General features: G+C 60.5%; 20 protein-coding genes. 4 read left to right on the top strand and 16 right to left on the bottom strand.

Annotation, left to right across the window (positions count from 1 at the left end; all coding sequences use genetic code 11):
- The first annotated feature begins 75 nt into the window (after positions 1-75).
- Positions 76-330, top strand: a complete 255-nt coding sequence (locus TU86_RS15520) for a hypothetical protein (RefSeq protein ID WP_048365341.1) — start codon at positions 76-78, stop codon at positions 328-330.
- Here TU86_RS15520 and TU86_RS15515 read toward each other — a convergent pair whose 3' ends face one another.
- The 3 genes from TU86_RS15515 to TU86_RS15505 all read right to left on the bottom strand — a co-directional run bounded on the left by TU86_RS15515 (position 331) and on the right by TU86_RS15505 (position 2,277).
- Positions 331-1,128, bottom strand: a complete 798-nt coding sequence (locus TU86_RS15515) for an acyl-CoA thioesterase (protein WP_048365214.1) — start codon at positions 1,126-1,128, stop codon at positions 331-333.
- Positions 1,129-1,204: 76 nt separating this feature from the next.
- A complete protein-coding gene (locus TU86_RS15510; protein WP_048365213.1) occupies positions 1,205-1,972 on the bottom strand; it encodes a CHAD domain-containing protein in 768 nt (255 codons plus the stop codon).
- A gap of 26 nt (positions 1,973-1,998) precedes the next feature.
- On the bottom strand, positions 1,999-2,277 hold the full coding sequence (locus tag TU86_RS15505; RefSeq protein ID WP_048365212.1) for a hypothetical protein: 279 nt from the start codon (positions 2,275-2,277) through the stop codon (positions 1,999-2,001).
- Positions 2,278-2,430: 153 nt separating this feature from the next.
- Between TU86_RS15505 and TU86_RS15500 the strand changes: the two genes are divergently transcribed.
- Entirely contained in the window at positions 2,431-3,471 is a 1,041-nt protein-coding gene (locus TU86_RS15500; RefSeq protein ID WP_048365211.1) for a patatin-like phospholipase family protein, read from the top strand.
- Here the strand turns inward: TU86_RS15500 and TU86_RS15495 are convergent.
- From TU86_RS15495 to TU86_RS15460, 8 genes are all read right to left on the bottom strand, one after another.
- Complete coding sequence (locus TU86_RS15495) at positions 3,468-4,157, bottom strand: response regulator (RefSeq protein ID WP_048365210.1); 690 nt, start codon at positions 4,155-4,157, stop codon at positions 3,468-3,470. The two genes, TU86_RS15500 and TU86_RS15495, sit on opposite strands and share 4 nt — an antisense overlap.
- 36 nt (positions 4,158-4,193) lie before the next feature.
- Positions 4,194-6,860, bottom strand: coding sequence for a sensor histidine kinase (locus TU86_RS15490; RefSeq protein WP_048365209.1), 2,667 nt, complete (start codon positions 6,858-6,860; stop codon positions 4,194-4,196).
- An 80-nt stretch (positions 6,861-6,940) separates the two neighbouring features.
- The gene (kdpC, locus tag TU86_RS15485) at positions 6,941-7,492 is read right to left on the bottom strand and encodes a potassium-transporting ATPase subunit KdpC (protein ID WP_048365208.1); all 552 of its coding nucleotides are present in this window, start codon (positions 7,490-7,492) and stop codon (positions 6,941-6,943) included.
- A gap of 18 nt (positions 7,493-7,510) precedes the next feature.
- Positions 7,511-9,583: a potassium-transporting ATPase subunit KdpB gene (gene kdpB / locus TU86_RS15480; protein WP_048365207.1), complete on the bottom strand. Its 2,073-nt coding sequence runs from the start codon at positions 9,581-9,583 to the stop codon at positions 7,511-7,513.
- Positions 9,584-9,593: 10 nt separating this feature from the next.
- The gene (kdpA, locus tag TU86_RS15475) at positions 9,594-11,288 is read right to left on the bottom strand and encodes a potassium-transporting ATPase subunit KdpA (RefSeq protein WP_048365206.1); all 1,695 of its coding nucleotides are present in this window, start codon (positions 11,286-11,288) and stop codon (positions 9,594-9,596) included.
- Positions 11,289-11,296: 8 nt separating this feature from the next.
- Complete coding sequence (gene kdpF, locus TU86_RS15470) at positions 11,297-11,386, bottom strand: K(+)-transporting ATPase subunit F (protein WP_003446770.1); 90 nt, start codon at positions 11,384-11,386, stop codon at positions 11,297-11,299.
- A 175-nt stretch (positions 11,387-11,561) separates the two neighbouring features.
- Positions 11,562-12,794: a hypothetical protein gene (locus tag TU86_RS15465; RefSeq protein ID WP_048365205.1), complete on the bottom strand. Its 1,233-nt coding sequence runs from the start codon at positions 12,792-12,794 to the stop codon at positions 11,562-11,564.
- Positions 12,795-12,821: 27 nt separating this feature from the next.
- Positions 12,822-13,271: a YcgN family cysteine cluster protein gene (locus tag TU86_RS15460; protein WP_048365204.1), complete on the bottom strand. Its 450-nt coding sequence runs from the start codon at positions 13,269-13,271 to the stop codon at positions 12,822-12,824.
- 153 nt (positions 13,272-13,424) lie between these two features.
- Between TU86_RS15460 and TU86_RS15455 the strand changes: the two genes are divergently transcribed.
- Positions 13,425-14,018, top strand: a complete 594-nt coding sequence (locus TU86_RS15455; protein ID WP_048365203.1) for a nitroreductase family protein — start codon at positions 13,425-13,427, stop codon at positions 14,016-14,018.
- 145 nt (positions 14,019-14,163) lie between these two features.
- Here TU86_RS15455 and TU86_RS15450 read toward each other — a convergent pair whose 3' ends face one another.
- The 3 genes from TU86_RS15450 to rnd form a co-directional block, all read right to left on the bottom strand.
- The gene (locus TU86_RS15450) at positions 14,164-15,096 is read right to left on the bottom strand and encodes a D-2-hydroxyacid dehydrogenase (protein WP_048365202.1); all 933 of its coding nucleotides are present in this window, start codon (positions 15,094-15,096) and stop codon (positions 14,164-14,166) included.
- Between the two features lie 125 nt (positions 15,097-15,221).
- Positions 15,222-15,515 carry a YcgL domain-containing protein gene (locus TU86_RS15445; protein ID WP_048365201.1) on the bottom strand — a complete coding sequence of 98 codons (294 nt, stop codon included), beginning with the start codon at positions 15,513-15,515 and terminating at the stop codon, positions 15,222-15,224.
- Entirely contained in the window at positions 15,512-16,645 is a 1,134-nt protein-coding gene (gene rnd / locus TU86_RS15440; protein ID WP_048365200.1) for a ribonuclease D, read from the bottom strand. The genes TU86_RS15445 and rnd overlap by 4 nt, the downstream gene beginning before the upstream one ends.
- A gap of 293 nt (positions 16,646-16,938) precedes the next feature.
- Here rnd and ampC point away from each other — a divergent pair, with 293 nt between their 5' ends.
- On the top strand, positions 16,939-18,099 hold the full coding sequence (gene ampC / locus TU86_RS15435; protein ID WP_048365199.1) for a class C beta-lactamase: 1,161 nt from the start codon (positions 16,939-16,941) through the stop codon (positions 18,097-18,099).
- Here the strand turns inward: ampC and TU86_RS15430 are convergent.
- Together TU86_RS15430 and TU86_RS15425 are read right to left on the bottom strand one after the other, a co-directional pair.
- On the bottom strand, positions 18,096-18,731 hold the full coding sequence (locus TU86_RS15430; RefSeq protein WP_048365198.1) for a class I SAM-dependent methyltransferase: 636 nt from the start codon (positions 18,729-18,731) through the stop codon (positions 18,096-18,098). The two genes, ampC and TU86_RS15430, sit on opposite strands and share 4 nt — an antisense overlap.
- A 146-nt stretch (positions 18,732-18,877) precedes the next feature.
- Positions 18,878-20,185: a glutamine synthetase family protein gene (locus TU86_RS15425; protein WP_420876377.1), complete on the bottom strand. Its 1,308-nt coding sequence runs from the start codon at positions 20,183-20,185 to the stop codon at positions 18,878-18,880.
- Positions 20,186-20,900: the final 715 nt, after the last annotated feature.

Genomic DNA, 20,900 nt, shown 5'->3' with positions numbered 1-20,900 from the left:
GGTGGCCCCGGCCTATCCTTTGTTCATCCGGTTCAGCACACGCTGAACCTCTGAACTGAACAAAGGAGTGCACTCATGGGCAAACGTCATCCCAACCTGCCAGCCTGGCAATGGCGCTCGAACCCACAGAGCCGTCAGGGCGCGTCCCGCCAGGCAATTGATCTGATCGCCGTCGCCTTGATGGTGGTGGCTTTCTTGCTGCTGGCTTCTGGCATTTTCAGTGGCAACGCTTCAAGCGCCGTGATTGCCCTGGTCACCCTGTTTGCAGCAATGAGCTTGCAGCATCAAGGGCACAAGGTTCAAAACGAGCCACATAGCCAAGCGTTTTGATTAACCAAACACCGCAACTGTTTGGCGGCTGATCGCAATTAACTCGCCTGCGGGCGACCACAGGTTAGCCGCCACATGACCATAACCGTCTTGCGCATGCTCGATCACCGCCAGGTACTTGCACCATTCAAGGGTGCTGAGCTGCGCCAAGGGCTGCACAAACTCGACGGTCCAGGTCAACGTGCTGCCAGCGGCCGGCTTGTCGAGCAGCGCCAGCAATGCCGGCGGCCAGGCATCGACCAGCGCCAATAAATGGGTTTCAGTCAGCGGTTCATCCTTGACCTCTCCCGCCAAACGCACCCAGCCGCCCATTTCACGCCCGCCCTTGCCGGTAAATGGCAGCGCGCCCACTGCCCACCCCATCGCCAGATGGCGCATGAACTCAGGGGTAATACCTTTGATGTAAGGCAGCAGAGGGCACTGGTCGACCGGTTTCATATCGGGTGCTGGCACGCTGTGCATCTTGACCGCGGACTCACGCGGCGCGCCGAAGCTGCCCTGAACCAGCGTCACCACTTGACCGTTTTGCAGCGCACGCCCCAGCACCTGGCTGACCGCCTTGCCTTCACGCAGCACCTGGACCTCAAAACTAATCGGCACATCAGGCTCGGCCGGGCCGACAAAACTCACCGATAAAGAACGCAAGGCGCGCTCAGGGCTGATCTGTGCGCGCATGGCCTCATACTGCAAGGCCACCATCAAGCCACCAAAGGTGGCGCGTCCCTGACCCCAATCCGCCGGGATCGTCACCGCAGACGGGTCGTTACGCACGGCCGCAACCAATTCACAAAACTGCATGAGCACCTCGAAACCGATGAATAAGCGCCAATACTACCCACGCGCCTTACGCTGCACAGCGCTTATATCGGCCAAATCATGAGCGAAAACAGGCCGCGCTCAATTTGATCAGTGCCCGATCGGCCTGCTTCTCGCCACGCGCCAGTGTTTCGCGCCATTGCGCGACACACGGCTGCAAGTCGGTCTGTTGTTCGGCCTGCAACAGCCATTGCCACGCGTCATGCCAATCGCCCAGGGCTTTTTGAGCGGCGTTGAGACGAGCCGCTACCAGGGCCGGTAGACGTTCAAGCTCGGGATACGCCTCGGCCCCGTAACGCACCCGCTTGATCAGTAACCGCACACGATGACGGTCATGCCCCGGATCATTCAGGTCGGTTTCAAGGGTCTTCCACTGTTTTGCCAGTACACGCTCGATGCGCTGGCGTAAGCCACGCAGCAAACCTTCACGCTCGGCGGCACGTACAAAACGCGGAAACACATCGAGGATCATCAGCAATTGCGCCAACTGCGCGCTGTCGGCCACCGCCGCATAACTGCCCGACAGCTGCTCCAGCCTGCTTTCTGCCAAGGCGGCATGCCCGTGTTGCTGCAAATGCGCGGCCAGCACTTCAAGGTCACGCAACGGCGTGGTCAAGGCGCCCACCTGTGACGCCGCCATCTCCAGCTGCACCACGCCCGGCAAACCGCGCAAGGGCCGTAACAGGCTGCGCAAACGACGCACCGTGGTGCGCAAGTCGTGCAGCGCCTCAGGGTCGGTGTGCGCCTGCAACCGCGCCTGACACGCCCACAACCTGACCTGCAGACGCACAATATTCGCCACGATCCGGTCTACCAATTGCGCCATCCTGCCCCTCCCGGTCATACGCAGGCTTAACGCCCTGCGCGCGACTCACGAATATAGAAACGCGCTTTCTCGGCTTTTTTGGAGCAGCCTTCAAACGCTTCGAACTGTTGTTGTGTTTTAGCCCCGGTCAGCAATGAAAGGGCCTTGGAATAACTGATGGTGCCCGCGAAACCTTCTGCCTTGGCCAGGTCCAGCTCATGCCAGGCGCTGTCCAACTGGGTGGCGCAGGTGTCGCGATAGGCTGTTTTACCGGCACAACCGGCGAGTACCAAGGCCATCAACGGCACACAAATAAGGGCTTTCATGCACATATCCTCAAACAATTAATGTTAATTAGAGGCTGAGACGCAAAAGCGTGGGAAAAGTGCCCGGTCCGCAAACGCGTCTGTGCAAGACTAGCTTGCTGATTAGGGAAAAGGCACTGCATTGTTAACGCCTGTCTGACGAAGGATCGTGTCATGAAAAAACGCATTGCATTAGTGCTCGGCTCTGGCGGTGCCAGGGGTTACGCGCACATTGGCGTCATTGAAGAACTCGAACGCCGTGGTTACGACATTGCCTGCATTGCCGGGTGCTCGATGGGGGCCGTGGTAGGCGGCATTTACGCGGCCGGCAAGCTTGACCTGTACCGCGACTGGATTCAAAGCCTGGACTATCTCGATGTGTTACGGCTGGTAGACGTGAGTTTTCGACTCGGTGCCATTCGCGGCGAAAAAGTGTTCGGGCAAATTCGCAATATCGTGGGCGAAATCAACATCGAAGATTTGCGCATTCCCTACACCGCTGTGGCCACCGACCTGACGCACCAGCAAGAAATCTGGTTTCAGGAAGGCTGTCTGCATCAGGCCATGCGCGCCTCAGCCGCCATCCCGAGCCTGTTTACCCCGGTCATGCAGGGCAATCGCATGCTGGTCGACGGCGGCCTGCTCAACCCGCTGCCCATCGTGCCGGTGGTGTCCAGCCATTGCGACCTGATCATCGCCGTCAACTTGAACTCAACCAACCAAAACAGCTACCAACTGCCGGTGATTCAACGCCCACCCGCCTTCAAAAGCCGCTTTGACACCCTGATGAATTCACTCGGTTCGCACATGCCGTTTCGCAACAAACATGCCAGTGACCTGCTGGAGCTGGAGCAGGTCATGCTCAAGCCGCTGCCCGACAGCGCGCCCAACCCGTGGGTTGAATCAACCCGCCCCGGAGCGCAACAACCGGCGGCTGCGCCCACTCAAGAAGGTGCGCCCAAGTCCGCGTCCGGCTCTTTTATCATCGACAACGTAGGGCCTGCGTCACTGTTGGACTTGATCAACCAGAGTTTCGAGGTGATGCAGACGTCGCTGGCGCAGTACAAGATCGCCGGTTACCCGCCCGATATTTTGATAAACGTCCCCAAGCGTGTGTGCCGCTTTTTCGAGTTCTACAAAGCCCCGGAGCTGATCGCTTTGGGCCGTGAAATTGCCCGAGACACCCTGGACCGTTACGAAAGCGAGGAACACTAAGTGTCCAGCAGGCGATAACCCACGCCGGCTTCGGTCACGATAAACCGCGGGCAGGTCGGATCGTCCATCAGCTTTTGTCGCAGATGGCCCACGACGATGCGCAGGTAATGGCTGTTTTCGACGTGGGTCGGCCCCCAAATGTCCTTGAGCAATTGCTGTTGGGTGATCACGCGCCCAGGATGGCGCGCCAATTGCGCCAGTACCGCGTATTCCTTGCGGGTCAGCGCAACTTCCACGCCCTCCAGCAACACCCGGCGAAAGGCCAGGTCTACCGTCAAAGGCCCGACCACCACGCCAGCCTCTTGCACCTCGCCACTGGGCGCCTGACGCAGCAACGCCCGCACCCGTGCCAGGAACTCCTGAATCCCGAAGGGCTTGGTCACGTAATCATTGGCCCCGCCATCGAGCGCCTCGACCTTTTGCGCTTCGCTGGCCCGCACCGACAGCACCAACACCGGCACCGCCGACCACTCGCGCACCTCGTGCAATACCTGCTGGCCGTCCATGTCGGGCAAACCCAGGTCCAGCACCAGCAGGTCTGGCTGGTGCAATGCGGCCTGGCTCAAGCCCTCGGCACCGGTGGCTGCTTCCAGCACCTGATACCCCTGAGACACCAGGCTGATGCGCAAGAACTTGCGGATCTGCGGTTCGTCGTCGATCACCAAAACAGTCGTGGGCTGGCTCATGGCAGTTGATCACCGTGCAAAGAGAGGCGAAGAATATCAGTGTTCACCGCGGGCCTCTTCGCGTTCTGGCTGCGGCTGTTCAGGCAGCGGCAAATGCAACGTGATGCAAGTGCCGCGACCCTCGATACCCTCAGCCACGCTGATGCGTCCGCCGTGGGCGCCCACCATGCCCTGACAAATCGCCAGCCCAAGCCCCGTGCCCTGCCCGCCCCGATCCCCACGGGCGGCGGTGTAAAACATATCGAAAATTTTCGCCCGGTCTTCTTCCGGAATGCCCGGCCCCTGATCGCTTACCGCAAACCACAATTCCCGCTCATCAGCCCCGGCCACCAATTGCAGCACCCCGTACGGAGGCGAGAAGCGTGCCGCGTTTTCCAGCACATTGACCAGCGCCTGCTCGATCAATGCGGCGTGGATATGCAGCAACGGCAGGTTCGCTGCCACATCAACCTGCACCTGCAACGGCGCCAGCACGGCGCGCAGACGATTCAGAGCACTGCCAACGATGTCTGCCGGCGACACCCAGTCGCGGGCCAGCTTCAAGGCACCGTGGCCCAGACGGGTCATGTCCAGCAGGTTCTGGATGTAGCGGTCCAGCCGCTCGGCCTCGTCGCGGGTGCCTTCAAGCAACTCGCGCCGATCCGCCAGCGCAATTACTTCGCCCAGCGCCAGCAAGGTGTCGATGCTGCCGCGCATGGTGGTCAGCGGCGTGCGCAAATCATGGGACACCGACGCCAGCAACGCACTGCGCAACTGTTCGGTTTCACCGTGCAGACGCGCCGCCTCCAGATCCTCAGCCAATTGCGCACGTGCCAGTGCCTGCGCCAGCGGTTGGCTGAGCGCCATCAGCAAACGCCGACGTTGACCACTCAGCGTCTGGCCTTCTTTGGGGCTGACACCCAACAAGGCCAGCGGGCCATCATCGACAGTCAACGGCCACCACCACCAGCGGCCCATCGGTAACGTGCCGGTGCCGTTGCCAGCTGGCTGTTCGTGGGTCCAGGCCCAGTCTGCGGCAGCGCGCTCGGCTTCATTAAAGGTCAGAGGGCCGCCGGTTTCGACCGTCCAGCCGCCATTGCCATCGCGATTGAGCAAGCACAGGTTGAGTGCTTGCCAGCCGCTCAAGTGCTGGGCCGCGGCGCTAACCACCGCCTTGCGGTCGGTGGCTGCCGTCAGTTTGCGTGACAGGTCGAGCAACTCTGTGGTCTCTTGTTGCGTCTCGCGCAACGCCTGCAACTGGCGCCGCTGGCGAGCCGCCAGGTTCCCGGTCAAGGCCGCCATCAACAGGAAGAACACCAGCGTCAGCACATCCTCTTCGCGCTGGATGCTGAGCGAAAAGTTGGGCGGGATAAACAAGAAGTCATACGCCAGAAAAGACAGCGCCGCACACGCCAGCGCCGGGCCCAGGCTACTGCGCACGGCCACCAGCAGCACAGCCGCCAAAAACACCATCGAGATGTTCGGCAACGCCAATACGCTGGATACGCCCCAGGCCAACGCACTGGCCAATACCGTGGCCAGCAGCGCCAGCCCATAATCAAACCACGCCCATGAGTAGGTACGCCGTCGGGAGGCGGTGTCCGGGGTTGGCTCGTTGTCGAGCACGTTGATTTCAAGGCCGTGGGCATCGCGCAGCAAGCGTGAGGCCAAACCGCCGCCAAACAGCTTGCGCCGCCAGGACGGCCGCGACTGCCCCACCAGCAGCAAACTCGCACGCCGTTCGCCCGCGTGCTGGATCAGGGTTTTGGCCACTTCACCGGCGCGCAATAACACCACTTCTCCGCCCAGACGCTCGGCCAACTGCTGCGCACTTTGCAGACGCAGGCGCGATTGCTCATCACGGGCGCTGCCATTGTCGACGTGCACCAGGCTCCACGGCAGATGACGGCGTTCCGCGACCCGGCTGGCGTGACGCACCAACCGTTCGGCCTGCACATCGCCATCGATGCCCACCAACAAACGCCCACGCAAGGCCGGGGCAGCCTGGCCCAGTTGGCGATAGCCTTTGTCCAGCTCATCATCGACGTACACCGCCGCGGTCTGCATCGCCAGTTCGCGCAGGGCGTTGAGGTTGGTCTGGGTGAAAAAGGCGTCAATGGCCGCGCGCGCTTGCTCGGGCACGTACACCTTGCCGTCGCGCAGCCGCTCCAGCAGTTCGCGGGGCGGCAGGTCGATCAGCAACAGTTCGTAGGCTTCCTGCACGATCCAGTCGGGCAGGGTTTCGCGCACCTGCACCCCGGTGATACCGCGCACCTGATCATTGAGGCTTTCCAGATGCTGGACGTTGACCGTGGTGTACACGTCAATCCCGGCGGCCAATAACTCTTGTACGTCTTGCCAGCGTTTGGCGTGGCGGCTGCCGGGGGCATTGCTGTGGGCCAGCTCGTCCACCAGCACCAAGGAGGGTTGGGCCGCCAGCAAACCATCGAGGTCCATCTCTTCGAGCTGCACGCCACGGTACTCGGAACGCACCAGCGGTTGTTGTGGCAGGCCGTTGAGCAGCGCCTGGGTTTCGGCGCGGCCGTGGGTTTCGACCACCCCGGCGAGCACTTTGACCCCTTGGCGCAGTTGCATGTGCGCCGCTTGCAGCATGGCGTAGGTTTTACCCACGCCGGGGGCCGCGCCCAAAAACACCTTGAGCCGACCACGTCCCGCTCGTGGCAAATCAGCTAACAACGCATCGGCGCGACCGGAATCTGTCATGTCTATACCTATTCAAATGAAGAGCCTCGCAGGCTGCGAGCTTTCGATCTTAAAAGCTCGCAGCCTGCGGGTTGGGTGTTTCAGTGTTTCAGCTGCGCCAGCGCCAGGTTCAGGTTCAGTACGTTGACCACTGGCGGCCCTACCAGCGGCTGCTCGATATGCGCCTGCAACAGTTGCTCCACCGTTTGCACGGGCAAGCCACGGGCCGCCGCCACACGAGCCAGTTGATAGCGTATTGCGGCGGGTGGCAAGTGCGGGTCCAAACCACTGGCCGACGTGGTGAGCATCGCCAATGGCACCGGGCCTTGTTCGGGCACTGCCAACTCGGCGGCACTGTCCTTGATCCGCGTCGCCAGCGCCGGGTTGCTCGGTGCCAGGTTACTCGCCGCACTCGACACCGTGGCATATGCCCCGGCCGAAGGGCGCGAGTGAAACCATGCGTCGCCGGTGAACGCCTGCGCGATCAGCCCGGAACCGCGAACGTTACCCTCTGCATCGCGCACCAGGCTGCCGTTGGCCTGCTCGGGAAAGGTCAGTTGCGCAATCCCGGTCACGGTCAGTGGGTAGATCACGCCCGTAATTGCAATCATCAACACCATCAGGCTCAGGGCCGGACGTAAAAGAGTAGCCATGACACGTTCCTCCACGGGTTAAACCAAATGCAGCGCGGTGAGCAGCATGTCGATCAGTTTGATGCCCACAAACGGCACCACCAGACCACCCAGGCCATAGATCAGCAGGTTGCGTCGCAGCAATTGCGCTGCACTGGCCGCCTGCACCCGTACGCCGCGCAAGGCCAACGGAATGAGCACCACGATGATCAGCGCGTTGAACACAATCGCCGACAGAATCGCGCTCTGCGGGCTGTTGAGGTGCATCACGTTGAGTACGCCCAACTGCGGGTAAATCGTGGCAAAGAGCGCGGGCAGTATTGCGAAGTATTTGGCCACATCGTTGGCGATGGAAAACGTGGTCAGCGCGCCCCGTGTCACCAACAACTCTTTACCGATCTGCACCACGTCCAGCAGTTTTGTCGGATCGCTGTCGAGGTCGACCATGTTTGCCGCCTCGCGCGCGGCCTGGGTGCCGTCATTCATCGCCATGCCGACGTCGGCTTGCGCCAGGGCCGGGGCGTCGTTGGCACCGTCACCGCACATGGCCACCAGTCGACCGTCGTTTTGCTCCTGACGAATGCGCGCCAGTTTTTTCTCGGGCGTGGCTTCGGCCAACACGTCGTCCACACCGGCTTCAGCGGCAATCGCTGCGGCCGTCAGCGGGTTATCGCCGGTCACCATCACCGTGCGAATCCCCAGTTTGCGCAGCTCGGCGAAACGCTCGCGAATGCCGGGTTTGACCACGTCTTTGAGATGAATCGCGCCCAGCAGTTTGCCTTGCACGCACACCAGCAACGGGGTGCCGCCGCTCTGGGCGATCTTGTCGATTTCCCGCGACAGGGCGGGCAACACTTCGCCGCGCTTGAGGCCGACAAATGCCAGCACCGAATCCACCGCACCTTTGCGATACACCTGAGCGTTGCAGTCAACCCCCGACAAGCGTGTCTCAGCGGTAAACGGCACCGCTGTAATGTCGCGGGCATCGGGTTCGGGCAGCGCATGGAGACCACGGATAAACTCGACGATGGATTTACCTTCCGCGGTGTCGTCCGCCAGCGAGGCCAGCAGTGCGCCCTGCGCCAGTTCAATCGCCGTCACGCCGGGGGCGGCGTAAAGCGCGGTGCAGCGCCGGTTGCCGAAGGTGATGGTGCCGGTCTTGTCCAGCATCAGCACATGCACGTCACCTGCGGCCTCAACGGCACGCCCGGACTTGGCAATCACGTTCAGACGTACCAGGCGGTCCATACCGGCGATGCCGATGGCCGAAAGCAAGCCACCAATGGTGGTCGGGATCAGGGTCACCAGCAGCGCCACCAGAAACACCAGCGGCAGGCTGCCACCGGCAAAGTAGGCAAAGGGCTGCAGGGTCACGACCACAATCAGAAAGATCAGGGTCAAACCGATCAGCAAGATATCCAGCGCCACTTCGTTAGGGGTTTTCTGGCGCTTGGCGCCCTCCACCAGTGCGATCATGCGGTCCAGTGTCGACTCGCCGGGGTTGGCACTGATGCGTACCAGCAGCCAGTCCGAGACCAGGCGAGTGTTACCCGTGACCGCCGAACGATCACCGCCCGATTCACGAATCACTGGCGCCGATTCACCGGTGATAGCCGCTTCGTTGACCGCGGCAATGCCTTCGATGACTTCACCGTCACCGGGGATCATCTCCCCCGCTTCGACCCGCACCACGTCCCCTTTGCGCAAGCGGGTGGCGGGCACCACTTCATAGCTGCCATTGGCAGTGCGACGGCGCGCACTCAAGCCCACACTGCCCGCCTTCAAACTGTCGGCGCGGGCTTTGCCCCGGCCTTCGGCCAAGGCTTCGGCGAAGTTGGCGAACAACACGGTGAACCACAGCCACACGGCGATTTGCAACGCCACGCCGGTGGGTACGGCCGGGTCCGGCAGCAAGCACAAAATCGTGGTGAACACGGCGGTCAGTTCGACCACCAGCATCACCGGCGAGCGCTTGAGCTGACGCGGGTCGAGCTTGACGAACGCTTGCAGTAACGCAGGGCGCCACAGGTCAGCAAACGCGGTTTTAGGTGATTTCGGCGCCTGGGTATCAGGCGCTGGCGTCAGCTGTTTAACAGGAGCAGGCAGGTTCATCATCGTTTCCTCACAAGCCCAGTGTCAGTTGTTCAGCGACAGGGCCCAGGGCCAGCGTCGGTAAAAAGGTCAAGCCGCCCACCAGCAAAATGGTCATGGTCAGTAACACCACAAACAGCGGGCCGTGCGTGGGGAAGCTGTCCTGACCCACGGGGGCGGTTTTTTTCATCGCCAGACTGCCCGCCAGCGCCAGCACCGGCAGGATGTAACCGAAGCGCCCAATCAACATGCCCAACCCCAGCATCAGGTTGTAAAACGGTGTGTTGGCGTTCAACCCGGCGAAGGCTGAGCCGTTGTTGGCGCTGGCCGAGGTGAAGGCGTACAGCACCTGACTGAAGCCATGAGGGCCGGGGTTGCTCACCGACGCCACCGCACTTGGCACACTGGTCGCAATCGCGGCCATCACCAACACACCCACTGGCATCACCAGCAACGTGACCACCAGCAATTGCACCTCTTTGGCCTGCAACTTTTTGCCCAGGTATTCGGGCGTGCGGCCAATCATCAGGCCCGCCAGAAACACCGCGATCAGCACGTTGAGCAACATGCCGTAGAGGCCTGCACCCACCCCGCCAAAGATCACCTCGCCGACCATCATGTTGACCAGCGCCACCATGCCGCTCAGCGGGTTGAGGCTGTCATGCATGCCATTCACCGAGCCGTTGGAGGCCGCGGTGGTGGTTTCGGTCCACAACACCGTGGCGGTGGTGCCAAAACGCACTTCTTTGCCTTCCAGCGGCGCAGTGCGCTCAACCAGCGGACTGTTCAGCGCCGGGTTGGGTTGATTTTCGGCATACAGCGCAGTGCCGCCGCCGATCAAAAACAACGCCAGCATGCAGGCGATGATCGCGCGGCTTTGACGCAGATCCTTGACGTAATGGCCGAAGGTAAACACCAGCGCCACCGGGATCAAAATGATCGACGCCACTTCAAACAGGTTGCTCCAGGCGGTCGGGTTCTCGAACGGATGCGCCGAGTTCACCCCGAAGAAGCCCCCCCCGTTGGTGCCCAATTGCTTGATCGCAATCTGGCTGGCAGCCGGGCCCAGCGGGATCACTTGGTCCACGCCCTGCATCGTCACGGCATGCACATAATGGGCGAGGGTTTGCGGTACGCCCTGCCACACCAGCAACAGCGCCAGCACCAGGCACAGTGGCAACAGGCCGTAGAGCGTGGCACGGGTCATGTCCACCCAGAAGTTGCCCAGCGTCTGCGCCGAGCGACGACTGATACCCCGGCATAACGCGACCAACACCGCCAAACCGGTGGCGGCGCTGACGAAGTTCTGCACCGTCAGCCCGGCCATCTGGCTGAAATAACTGAGGCTCGCTTCACCGCTGTAGCTCTGCCAGTTGGTGTTGGTGACAAAACTCACCGCGGTGTTAAATGCCTGTGTCCACTCCTGACCCGGCAACTGCTGCGGGTTGAGCGGCAAATACTGCTGAAACAGCAAAATGGTGAACAGCAGCACAAAGCCTGCGAGGTTGAACGCCAACAGGGCCAAGGTGTATTTCTGCCAGCTTTGCTCAACACCCGGCTCAACCCCGGCGAGGCGATAACAGACCTTCTCTACCGGCCCCAACACCGGCGTAAGCCAGGTACGCTGGCCTTCCATGACCTTGTAATAAAAGCGTCCCAGCCACGGGGCCGGGAGCAACACCAGCGCAAAAAAAGCCAGAATCAGCCCATAGTCATAACTGTGCATACCCGCTCCTAGTTCCGATCTGCGCGCAACAGCGCAACCAGCAGATAAACGAACAACCCCACCGCCAACAGCAGCGACACCCCATCGAGAACGCCCATGCAAACTCTCCCCAAAACGGCGATTGCCGCGTAGGGGGAAAGTGTGGGGTTCAAGGGTGTAAAGGATCGAGATCGAGGGGCAAGCGCGGGCGTAAAGAAGGCGTAAAGAAACAGCTGCAGACCGTAGCCGCCATCGGACGCCGCCTACGCCAGCGGCTACGGGTAATGGGCTACATCAACGCAACAAAGGCGTATCGAGCACGTCGCTGGCACCGCCGAGTACGCTTTCGCTCAACTGAATAAATGACGCCGTGTTGACCGTGTCCATGCGCATCAACGCCTGGCTCACATCATCGAGCGAACGCTTGCTGTGGGTGTGCACCCGGATTTCACGGTCCAGCGCCTGCAACAGCGTAACCGCGCGCGCCACGGTGGCCGGGCTGGTTTGCGGGCCGCGCAGACGCGTCACGCTTTTACCCGCCGCATTGAGCTTGTGCTGCAAGGTTTGATAGCGCTCATCACTCATGCCACCCGCACGGCGCATCAGTTCGATGGCGTAGTATTCGTTCAGTCCTTCACTGAGCCAGGCATGACCGGCCTCAGCATTGAGCCCGCTGAACAGTTGCACCACTTCGCGTAACAGCGGGCTGGTGCCTGACTCGCTGACCATCGGCACGGCACTGCTCAGGTAAATCGAATGACGATCGGCGCTGGCGCCCTTCCACATCGGGCTGCCTGCGCCGACGATCAGTAATTTGGGCGGATTACGCGGGAACACCGCTTGCACCTGCGGCCAGACAAAGGTCAGCAAGGTGAGCACATCCATGCGCCGCATCCCCTGCCCTTGCGGCGCGGCAACGGTGACTTCGGTTTCTCCCAGCGTGGTGCGACGGCTCCCCAGCGTACCGGCCAGCATCCAGCCAGTGGGGCGGTCAAACAGGCGCGACACATCATCAATACGGAAGCGGTTTTTGCCAATCCGCGGCCAGGCGGTTTCGACACTTTTCCAGCCCTTGGGCAACTCGAATTCAAGGCGTGACACCAACTCGGTGCCGTCCTGTTGATCGAGACTGGCCGGCGGCACCAATTGCTCGCCCCGAAACAACGCCCACTTGGGCGTGATGTCGGTGTCGAAACTGCCGTTCTTGAACGGGTGGCTCAGGCGCACACGGTAGGTCAAGCTGGAGGGGCCTGACGCGGGATGCCACACCCCGCGACTGTGCTGCGCGTCAGGGGTGAGCCGCCACTGCCCGTCGGCCTTGAAATCGCTGTAGCTGCCCGGCGCACCCAGGTCGAAATCCAGGCTGCGCACGGCTGAACCGTCCGCCAGGGTCAGCCGCACCTGAGCCTGACCGGTGTCAGGCTCAAATTGCACGTGATAATCCAGGTCCACTTTTTTGGCAGCCCACGACGGCGTGCCGAGCAGTGCAATCAGCAGCCCCAGGGGCAATCGGTAACGCAGCGGCATACACACTCCTTGCGACCGCTCCGGCATTTAACCGGCGCGAAAAATCAGGTGATCTTCCCAATCGTCTTCCGGCACGCTGCCCTCGGCGAGCATGCGCCCCGATTGCGAGATGCGCTCGTGATGCACCGCATCCCGGTCACCACAGACCAAGTGGTGCCACAGCGGCAAATCCTTGCGCTCGCTAACGAGTCGGTAGCCGCAGGTAGGCGGCAACCACTTGAACTCTTCAGCCTGGCCCGGCGACAGTTGAATGCAGTCCGGGACCGAATCACGGCGCTTGGGGTAATCGGTGCACTGGCAGGTTTTCAGATCGAGCAGTTTGCAGGCAATACGCGTGTAGTAGACGCTGTTGTCGTCTTCATCTTCGAGCTTTTGCAAGCAGCACAGGCCGCAGCCGTCGCACAGCGACTCCCATTCCTCTTGATCAAGTTGATCGAGGGTTTTGCGGATCCAGAACGGTTCAACTTTTGCGGCCATGGCTCAAACATCAACATCGGGCAGTGGAAAAGGCCGCCAGTCTAGTGCCCAAGGCCCCGCGGGCCAAGGGCTTGTCGTCAGACTTGTCACACAGATGGCATAACAGTAGCTTTACGCCTACGCTCAATCGCGAAAACAACTCAGGTAACGAGAATGACTGCTAATACCCGCATTGCCGATCACGCCATTCATGAGCAATTTACCCAGCGTTGGTCGCCCCGCGCCTTCACCGATGCCACCCTCGACAAACCCACGTTGATGAGCTTCTTTGAAGCCGCTCGCTGGGCACCTTCGGCCTATAACTCGCAGCCGTGGCGCTTTCTGTTTGCCTTGCGTGGCACCGCGGACTTTGACCGCTACCTGAGCCTGCTGGTCGAGTTCAACCAGGGTTGGGCCAAACATGCCGCCGCCCTGGTGGTGATTGTGTCGAAAACAACGTTTGCCGCGCCGGGCACCACCGAAGAAAAACCCTCGCCGACCAATGCGTTCGACACGGGCGCGGCCTGGGGCCATTTGGCGTTGCAAGCTCACTTGAGCGGCTGGCACACCCACGGCATGAGCGGTCTGGATTACGAGCGCGCCCGCCAGGAACTGAAAATCCCGGAAGGCTATGCCGTGCAAGCGATGGTGGCAATTGGCAAGCTGGGCGATAAAGCGACGCTGGTCGATTACCTGCAAGCCAAAGAAGTACCGAGCCAGCGTGCACCGCTGAGCACGTTGGTGGCCGAAGGCGATTTCAGCCTGTAAGCCAAGCAAAGCGTGTCGTCGCCGCCCAGCTACGCGAGGCGGCGATAAGACGCCAAGCGAACTCGGTGCGCCTGACGCACCGGGTCAATAGCTTTGCGACGTATCACGCCCATCGCAGCCTCGCGTAGCTGGGCAGTGACTACCGTTAATAGCCGCGGTCGAAATCCACTTCGCCACGCATCGGCTGCCCCGTTTGAAACGCCCGCAGATTATCGACAAACAGTTGCACCATCATCGGCGGCGAGGTGGGCGCCGAGCTGTGACCGGTCAGCAACAACCCCCAGGCTGTCCAGAACGGGTGTTTGGCCGGCAACGGCTCCTGACGGCAGACGTCAATCACCGCCGCCGCCAAGTGGCCCACGCGCAACGCCTCGACCAAGTCCGCATCCACCACCGCCACGCCACGGCCGACGTTGATAAACACCCCGTTCGGGTTGAACTGCGCAAACAGCTCGGCATCGTACAGGTCATGGGTGTCCGCCGTGTTGGGCAGCAGGTTCACCACGTAATCCATGCCCCCGACCAAACGCGGCAAGTCGCTCAGAACCCCGACTTCCTTGAACGGCGCTTGTTCACGGGCCGTACTGGCAATGGCATACAGCTCCACGCCAAACGGTTGCAGAAATTGCGCCACGGTCTGGCCAATGTCACCGGCGCCGACGATCAGCACCTTGCGTGCGACCAGGCTCTGACCCATGCGGTTGTCCCACTTGCGCTCAACCTGGCTGACCAGCCGCGCCATGACTTCGCGCTCATGGCCCAGCATGTAGGTGAGCACATATTCGGCCATGACCTGACCGAAAATGCCCACGGCGCGGGTCAGGCGGTAATCACGTTGCAAACCGTTGGCCAGCAGCGGGGTAATGCCCGCCCAGGTCGATTGCAACCACTGCGGCCGATGCCCCTGACGCATCAGCGTGGCCAACAGATCAGGTTGACCCAGCCACACCGGGCAATCGGCAGCCAGACGCGACAAGTGCGCAGAGTCGCCACTGCTGAGCACCTCCAGATCAGGCGCTGCGTGTTGCAGAAGTCGGGTGTACAGCGGGTGGTCGTGTTCGGCAATCAGAACGCGCATGTTCTTAACCTTTTAAAACGCTGCCAGCGTCCGCCGTCGAGGTTTCACTCGTCGAATTCGGCCACCGCCAATCAATTTGAGTCCATTCAGAGCAGGTGCCCAATGCCGGGCACCTGATGGCGCACTTACATCGGGTCGTTGCGGCGCAACAACTCTTCGGGCAAGTGCTCGATGTATTCGTCTTCAGCGGGTGGCATTTGCAGGTGATAACCCTGTGTATCCAGGTTTTCCAGTACCACGACGATGTCTTCGCGCGACAACGTGCGCTCAGGGGTGAGCACCAGGTCAAACGCGTGAATGGCTTTGCCAAACGCGGCCATCAACGGCTCAGGCACGCGCTCAAGGGCATCGGCCTTAAGGACGTACAAATACATGCCGTCGCGCTTGGTGCTGCGATAGATAGAGCAAATACGTTTCAAGACGGTTCTCCAGCGGTGGCCAGGCTATCGAGCAATGCCTGACCCATCAGCTCACGGCGCCAGCCGCGCAGTGAGTCGGGTAATTGATAAGGCCCATTGGGGAAGCCGCTTTTAACCAGCGCTTCCAGGGTTTTCTTGCGCAGCATGAGCTCGGGGGCCATGTTCAGTTGCTCGGCGTAGACCTGACCGATTGCACGCAGGCGCTTGATCAATGCCGCCGCTTCCACCGGTAACGGTTCAGGGACTGCGGCGGGCCATTGCTCGGGCGGTACGCTGCCCGCACGTTTGATCAAGTCCAGCAAGAACTCGCCATCCTGGCGCACGGTGCGCGGGTGCATGTCTTCAATCCGCGCCAGCGACACCAGATTGTCGGGCTGGGTTTTGGCCAATGGCCATAACGCATGCTCACGCACAATGCGGTTACGCGGCAGATCGCGAGCACGGGCTTCACGCTCGCGCCAGGCACAGATTTCACGCAACACGGCCAACTGATCGCGCGACAGTTTCCACGCCAGCTTGGCGTCACGGTAAACCTCGTACGGGTCCACTTCGCGGCGCAAGTTGGCCACCAGTTCAGCGCCGTCTTCCAACACCCAGGCGTATTTTTCATCCGACAGGCGCGGGCGCAACAGCACGTAAACCTCAGCCAGGTGCAGCGCATCTTCGGCGGCGTAGCTGATCTGGGTTTCGGACAACGGGCGTTGCAGCCAGTCCGAACGGGTCTCGCCCTTGGGCAGGTCGAGGTCGAGCACTTCTTTGACCAAGCGCGAGTAACCCATGGAGAAACCCAGGTTCAGGTACGCGGCGGCCAGTTGGGTATCAAACAGCGGCGCGGGCAAACTGCCGGTCAGGCGTAACAAGACCTCAAGGTCTTCGCTGCATGCGTGCAACACCTTGACCACGGCCGGGTTTTCCAGCAAGGCGGCCAACGGCTGCCAATTGTCGATGGTCAGCGGGTCAATCAGGTACGCCCGCGTGCCGTCGCCAATCTGAATCAGGCCGGCAATGGGGTAAAAAGTGTCGACCCGCATAAATTCGGTGTCGAGGGCGACGAACGGCAAATGTTGCCATTGGGCGCAATGTTGGCCGAGGCTATCGTTGTCGCGAATCCAGTGAATATCGATGGCCACACGGCTCTCCCTTGAAGAATGGCGCGCAGTATATATCGGCATCGGGGATTTCCGGCGATTGGCGCACAAACTTGTCGACGAAATTACCTACGCAATTTCGAGCGATAACTTTCATAACTTTTTGGCTTTTATTGTGTAGTTTGCCCGCGCACATGCGTCAGAACCCCCCGAACTCATCATGAAGACGCTCGCTGGCGACATCACACGCCTGCCAGAATGAAACATGAGGTGACAAGGCTGCCCGCCTTCGACTCACCCCCCTCCACCACTCACAGAACACGAGGATGCGCCGTATGCGTAAGCCGTTTGATTTTTTTACCGTTGCGCTCCTGATAACGGGCCTGAGTACAGGTGCAAACGTGGCGAGAGCAGAAGACTTCGCCGCAAAAATCGATGCCGTCGTACATAAGAACGCCGCGCAGGTCATGCAGCAATACAACGTGCCTGGACTGGCCATTGCGGTCAGCGTTAATGGCAAAACACATTTCTACAACCTAGGTCTCGCCTCAAAGGCCACTCAAGCTCCCGTCACCTCCGATACGCTGTTTGAAGTGGGCTCCATCAGCAAAGTGTTTACCGCTACCCTGGCCACTTACGCGCACGCCAACGGCCAACTGTCACTCAACGAACCGGTCAGCACCTACCTGCCTGAGTTCCAAAACACCCCCTTCGGCCATGTGCCCCTCATGCATTTGGCCACTCACACCGCTGGCGGCTTCCCGTTGCAAGTACCCGATGCGGTGCAAAACGATGCACAACTGATGGGCTATCTCAAAGCCTGGAAGCCGGAGTACGTCGCGGGCAGCAAGAGAAGCTACGCCAACCCGAGCATCGGCATGCTGGGGCTGATCACCGCCAAGCGCATGAACATGCCCTATGCCCAGGCGCTGCAAGGCCAGTTGTTCCCGGCACTGGGCCTCAAACACAGCTACCTGAACATCCCGGCCACTGAAATGCCGTTATACGCCCAGGGCTATAACAAGCAGGATGAACCCGTCAGGTTGGGGGCAGGTGTCTTGGCGGATGAAGCCTACGGAGTAAAAACCACTGCCCGCGACCTCATCCACTTCGCGCAGTTGAACATGGGGCTGGGGCACACAAGCGAGACGGTGCGACGTGCGCTGGCGGATACCCACGTGGGGTATTACCGGGTGGGGCCGATGACTCAGGATCTGGTATGGGAGCAATACCCTTACCCCGTTGAGCTCAAGGCGCTGCTCGATGGCAACTCAAACACGATGGCGTATGAAACCAATGCAGTGGTTGCGCTCAAACCTGCACAGGCACCCCAACAACAGGTGTGGATCAACAAAACCGGCTCAACCAACGGCTTTGGTGGTTACATCGCCTTCATCCCGGCCAAAAAACAGGCCATCGTCATATTGGCCAACAAGAACTACCCAAACGCTGCACGCGTTGAGCTGGCTTACGCCATTTTAGCGGCACTGAACTAAGCCTCTTTGCGCAGCACATAAATGCTGTTCTGCGTAAAACCCGGCAGCACCGCGTATTGCTTGAGAATACTGAAGCCCGAGTCTGAAAACTGGGCTTCAACCTCCTCTTGGCTCACCCAGATGCGTTGCTGGCCCTGAGCACCGCTCACGCACACCGACAGTATTAACGTGTCGCGGCTAACGCGGTGCAACTCACGCAAAATCGCCAAACGGTGCTCATTGCTGCGCACATGGTGGAACAGTTGCATGCAAAAAATGCAATCCACCGCGTTTTCCGACATGTCGATGGAAAACACCGAGCTTTTAAACCGCTTCACACGCTTGAGCAAAGCTGCTGAATGGTGGGTCTGTGCGTGATCAAGCATGCCTTGGGATGGGTCAGCTGCCAGAATCACCCGATTGTCGCGCTCAGCCAGCACCGGCCAAAATCGCCCGGAGCCACAGGCCAGATCCAATACCAGCCCCGGCTCACCGGCCACCTTGAGCGCACGCCTGACCAAGCGCCGCTCGCGCCACTGCGCCCACCGACGCACCACGCCTTGAGGGCGCACCTGCTGGCACACCTGCGCATGCTCACGGTCATAGCGTTCGGCGAACTCAAGCTCAGTGGTGGACGGTGGTTGCGATGACATGGCCCGCTAACTCTTGTGTTTGATGGTATTCGACACAGAGGTTAACGGGACGTCAGTGAAAAAATTGTCAGCAAAAGATGAAAACGCTTACAGCCCTGTGCCCCCCTAAAATGCAGTTGCAGCGCAGGGCTGAGCACCGCTCCCACTCACGCTTGATTCAAATACCACCGCCAGTCTTGCTCGCCCACCTCACCCATGAACTGCCGGTATTCGGCATTTTTCACCGCCAGGTACACCTTCAAAAATTCAGGCCCGAACGCTTCTTTTGCCCATGACGAGCCCTCAAGCGCACGCAATGTAGTCAACCAGTCGGTCGGCAGCTTCTGTGTTGACTGAGCGTAACCGTTGCCTTCAATCGGTGCGCCCGGATCACGCTGCTCACGAATGCCGCGATGAATACCGGCAAGAATGGCTGCCGCTGCCAAATACGGATTGGCATCGGCACCACAAATGCGGTGCTCGATATGCCGTGAAAATGCCGGACCACCCGGCACCCGCAAGCTCACCGTGCGATTGTCCACGCCCCAGGTGGGCGCCAGCGGCGCGTAACTGTTGCTCTGGAAGCGACGGTAAGAGTTCGCGTTCGGGCAAAACATCAGCAGCGAATCGAGCAAGGTACTGAGCATGCCGCCCACCGCATGCTTGAGCAGCGGCGTACCGTCAGGCGCTTCGCTGGCAAACAGATTATGGCCGTGCTCATCGGCCAGGCTCACGTGCATGTGCATGCCCGTGCCTGCCAAGTCATCAAACGGTTTGGCCATGAAGCAGGCCACCATCCCGTGTTTGTGCGCCACGCCTTTGACCAAGCGCTTGTAACGCACCGCCTCGTCCATCGCCTGCAACGCGTCACTGCGGTGTTCAAGGGTAATTTCCACCTGGCCCGGCGCGTATTCGGAAATAGCCGTGCGGGCCGGGATACCTTGCAATTTGCAGGCACTGTACAAATCAGCCAAAAACGGCTCGATTTGTTCCAGCTCGCGCAAACCATACACCTGCGTGGCTCGTGGACGCTGGCCGTCGGCATCGCGTGCCGGTTGCGGCCGCCCTTGGCTGTCCCGCTGCTGGTCGAGCAGGTAAAACTCCAGCTCCGCGGCCATCACCGGGTAATAGCCGTCAGCCTTTAGCCCTTCAATGACCTTGACCAACAGGTGACGCGGGTCGGCGACAGTCGCGGGCATGCCCTGCTGCGGATGCATGCTCACTTGCACCGCAGCCATCGGAATCTGACGCCACGGCATGCGCTGCAAACTGCCCGCCAGCGGATAGGCGCGGCAATCGATGTCGCCTACATCCCAGACCAGCCCGGTGTTTTCTACGTCATCGCCGTTGATGCTCAAACCCAAAATCGTACTGGGCAACGGTCGCCCGCTCTCGTACACCGCCAACAGTTCATCGCGATGCAGCAACTTGCCGCGCGGCACGCCGTTGTTGTCGAGGATAAAAAGCTCGAACATCTCGACATCCGGGTTCAACTGCAGGAAATCCAGGGCATCTTGCAGCGGGGCAAACAGAGGTGTGGCACTCATGGGCTTACTCGTTTATGCGTATCAGACAGGCGCGCCGTGGCGCGGAGGATCACGATTTAACGGGTAGACGAGTATCCGGCGGGCGGGCGTGACGGCAGTGATACAACGCCCAGAAGGCCCGTTCACAGGAGAATGCGCAGGGGTTGAGTGGCATTGAAGTACCCGACAGGCTTTGACATTCAATAGCGCTAAAGCCAAGCCTCATACCTGCAACCACTGCCGAAAAAGAGCCAGCAGCCTCACATGCTTGGCGCGGCAGTTCAATACAGCGTTTTAAATCTTTGCATGCCCAACGGCTAAACATTAGCCCCCCAAGATTTGTAGCCGCTGCCGAAGCGCGAGACTGCGATCGGCCGCGAAGCGGTCGTAAACCCGATCACCGCGCAGTCCCTGACACACAGCGGTTGAATGCCTCACGACGACTCTGTCGCCGCGCGTTACTCGTCAACGCCTACAGGACCTGCATCCATCACTTGTAGTCGCTGCCGAGGCACGAGGCTGCGATCGGGCGCGAAGCGGTCGTAATGCTCTATGGATGAAACTCTTTTCATCGAACGGATGCGTCACCGCCAAGGTCGGATGCAGTGTCTATCCTGCTTGGGAAAAGGTTACGTACCTGTCTCAAGTCGCATGTTTTCTTACT

Source organism: Pseudomonas weihenstephanensis (assembly GCF_001043055.1).
In the GTDB taxonomy this organism is placed as follows: domain Bacteria; phylum Pseudomonadota; class Gammaproteobacteria; order Pseudomonadales; family Pseudomonadaceae; genus Aquipseudomonas; species Aquipseudomonas weihenstephanensis.
This window is presented reverse-complemented; position numbering and strand designations above follow the sequence as displayed.

Coding starts and splice junctions, on each gene's coding strand:
- TU86_RS15460 (WP_048365204.1), bottom strand. CDS start 13,271: ATGGCCGCAAAAGTTGAACCGTTCTGGATCCGCAAAACCCTCGATCAA.
- TU86_RS15455 (WP_048365203.1), top strand. CDS start 13,425: ATGACTGCTAATACCCGCATTGCCGATCACGCCATTCATGAGCAATTT.
- TU86_RS15490 (WP_048365209.1), bottom strand. CDS start 6,860: ATGACAGATTCCGGTCGCGCCGATGCGTTGTTAGCTGATTTGCCACGA.
- kdpA (WP_048365206.1), bottom strand. CDS start 11,288: ATGCACAGTTATGACTATGGGCTGATTCTGGCTTTTTTTGCGCTGGTG.
- kdpF (WP_003446770.1), bottom strand. CDS start 11,386: ATGGGCGTTCTCGATGGGGTGTCGCTGCTGTTGGCGGTGGGGTTGTTC.
- kdpB (WP_048365207.1), bottom strand. CDS start 9,583: ATGAACCTGCCTGCTCCTGTTAAACAGCTGACGCCAGCGCCTGATACC.
- TU86_RS15515 (WP_048365214.1), bottom strand. CDS start 1,128: ATGCAGTTTTGTGAATTGGTTGCGGCCGTGCGTAACGACCCGTCTGCG.
- TU86_RS15520 (WP_048365341.1), top strand. CDS start 76: ATGGGCAAACGTCATCCCAACCTGCCAGCCTGGCAATGGCGCTCGAAC.
- TU86_RS15430 (WP_048365198.1), bottom strand. CDS start 18,731: ATGTCATCGCAACCACCGTCCACCACTGAGCTTGAGTTCGCCGAACGC.
- TU86_RS15425 (WP_420876377.1), bottom strand. CDS start 20,185: ATGTTCGAGCTTTTTATCCTCGACAACAACGGCGTGCCGCGCGGCAAG.
- TU86_RS15465 (WP_048365205.1), bottom strand. CDS start 12,794: ATGCCGCTGCGTTACCGATTGCCCCTGGGGCTGCTGATTGCACTGCTC.
- ampC (WP_048365199.1), top strand. CDS start 16,939: ATGCGTAAGCCGTTTGATTTTTTTACCGTTGCGCTCCTGATAACGGGC.
- TU86_RS15505 (WP_048365212.1), bottom strand. CDS start 2,277: ATGAAAGCCCTTATTTGTGTGCCGTTGATGGCCTTGGTACTCGCCGGT.
- kdpC (WP_048365208.1), bottom strand. CDS start 7,492: ATGGCTACTCTTTTACGTCCGGCCCTGAGCCTGATGGTGTTGATGATT.
- TU86_RS15510 (WP_048365213.1), bottom strand. CDS start 1,972: ATGGCGCAATTGGTAGACCGGATCGTGGCGAATATTGTGCGTCTGCAG.
- TU86_RS15500 (WP_048365211.1), top strand. CDS start 2,431: ATGAAAAAACGCATTGCATTAGTGCTCGGCTCTGGCGGTGCCAGGGGT.
- TU86_RS15495 (WP_048365210.1), bottom strand. CDS start 4,157: ATGAGCCAGCCCACGACTGTTTTGGTGATCGACGACGAACCGCAGATC.
- TU86_RS15450 (WP_048365202.1), bottom strand. CDS start 15,096: ATGCGCGTTCTGATTGCCGAACACGACCACCCGCTGTACACCCGACTT.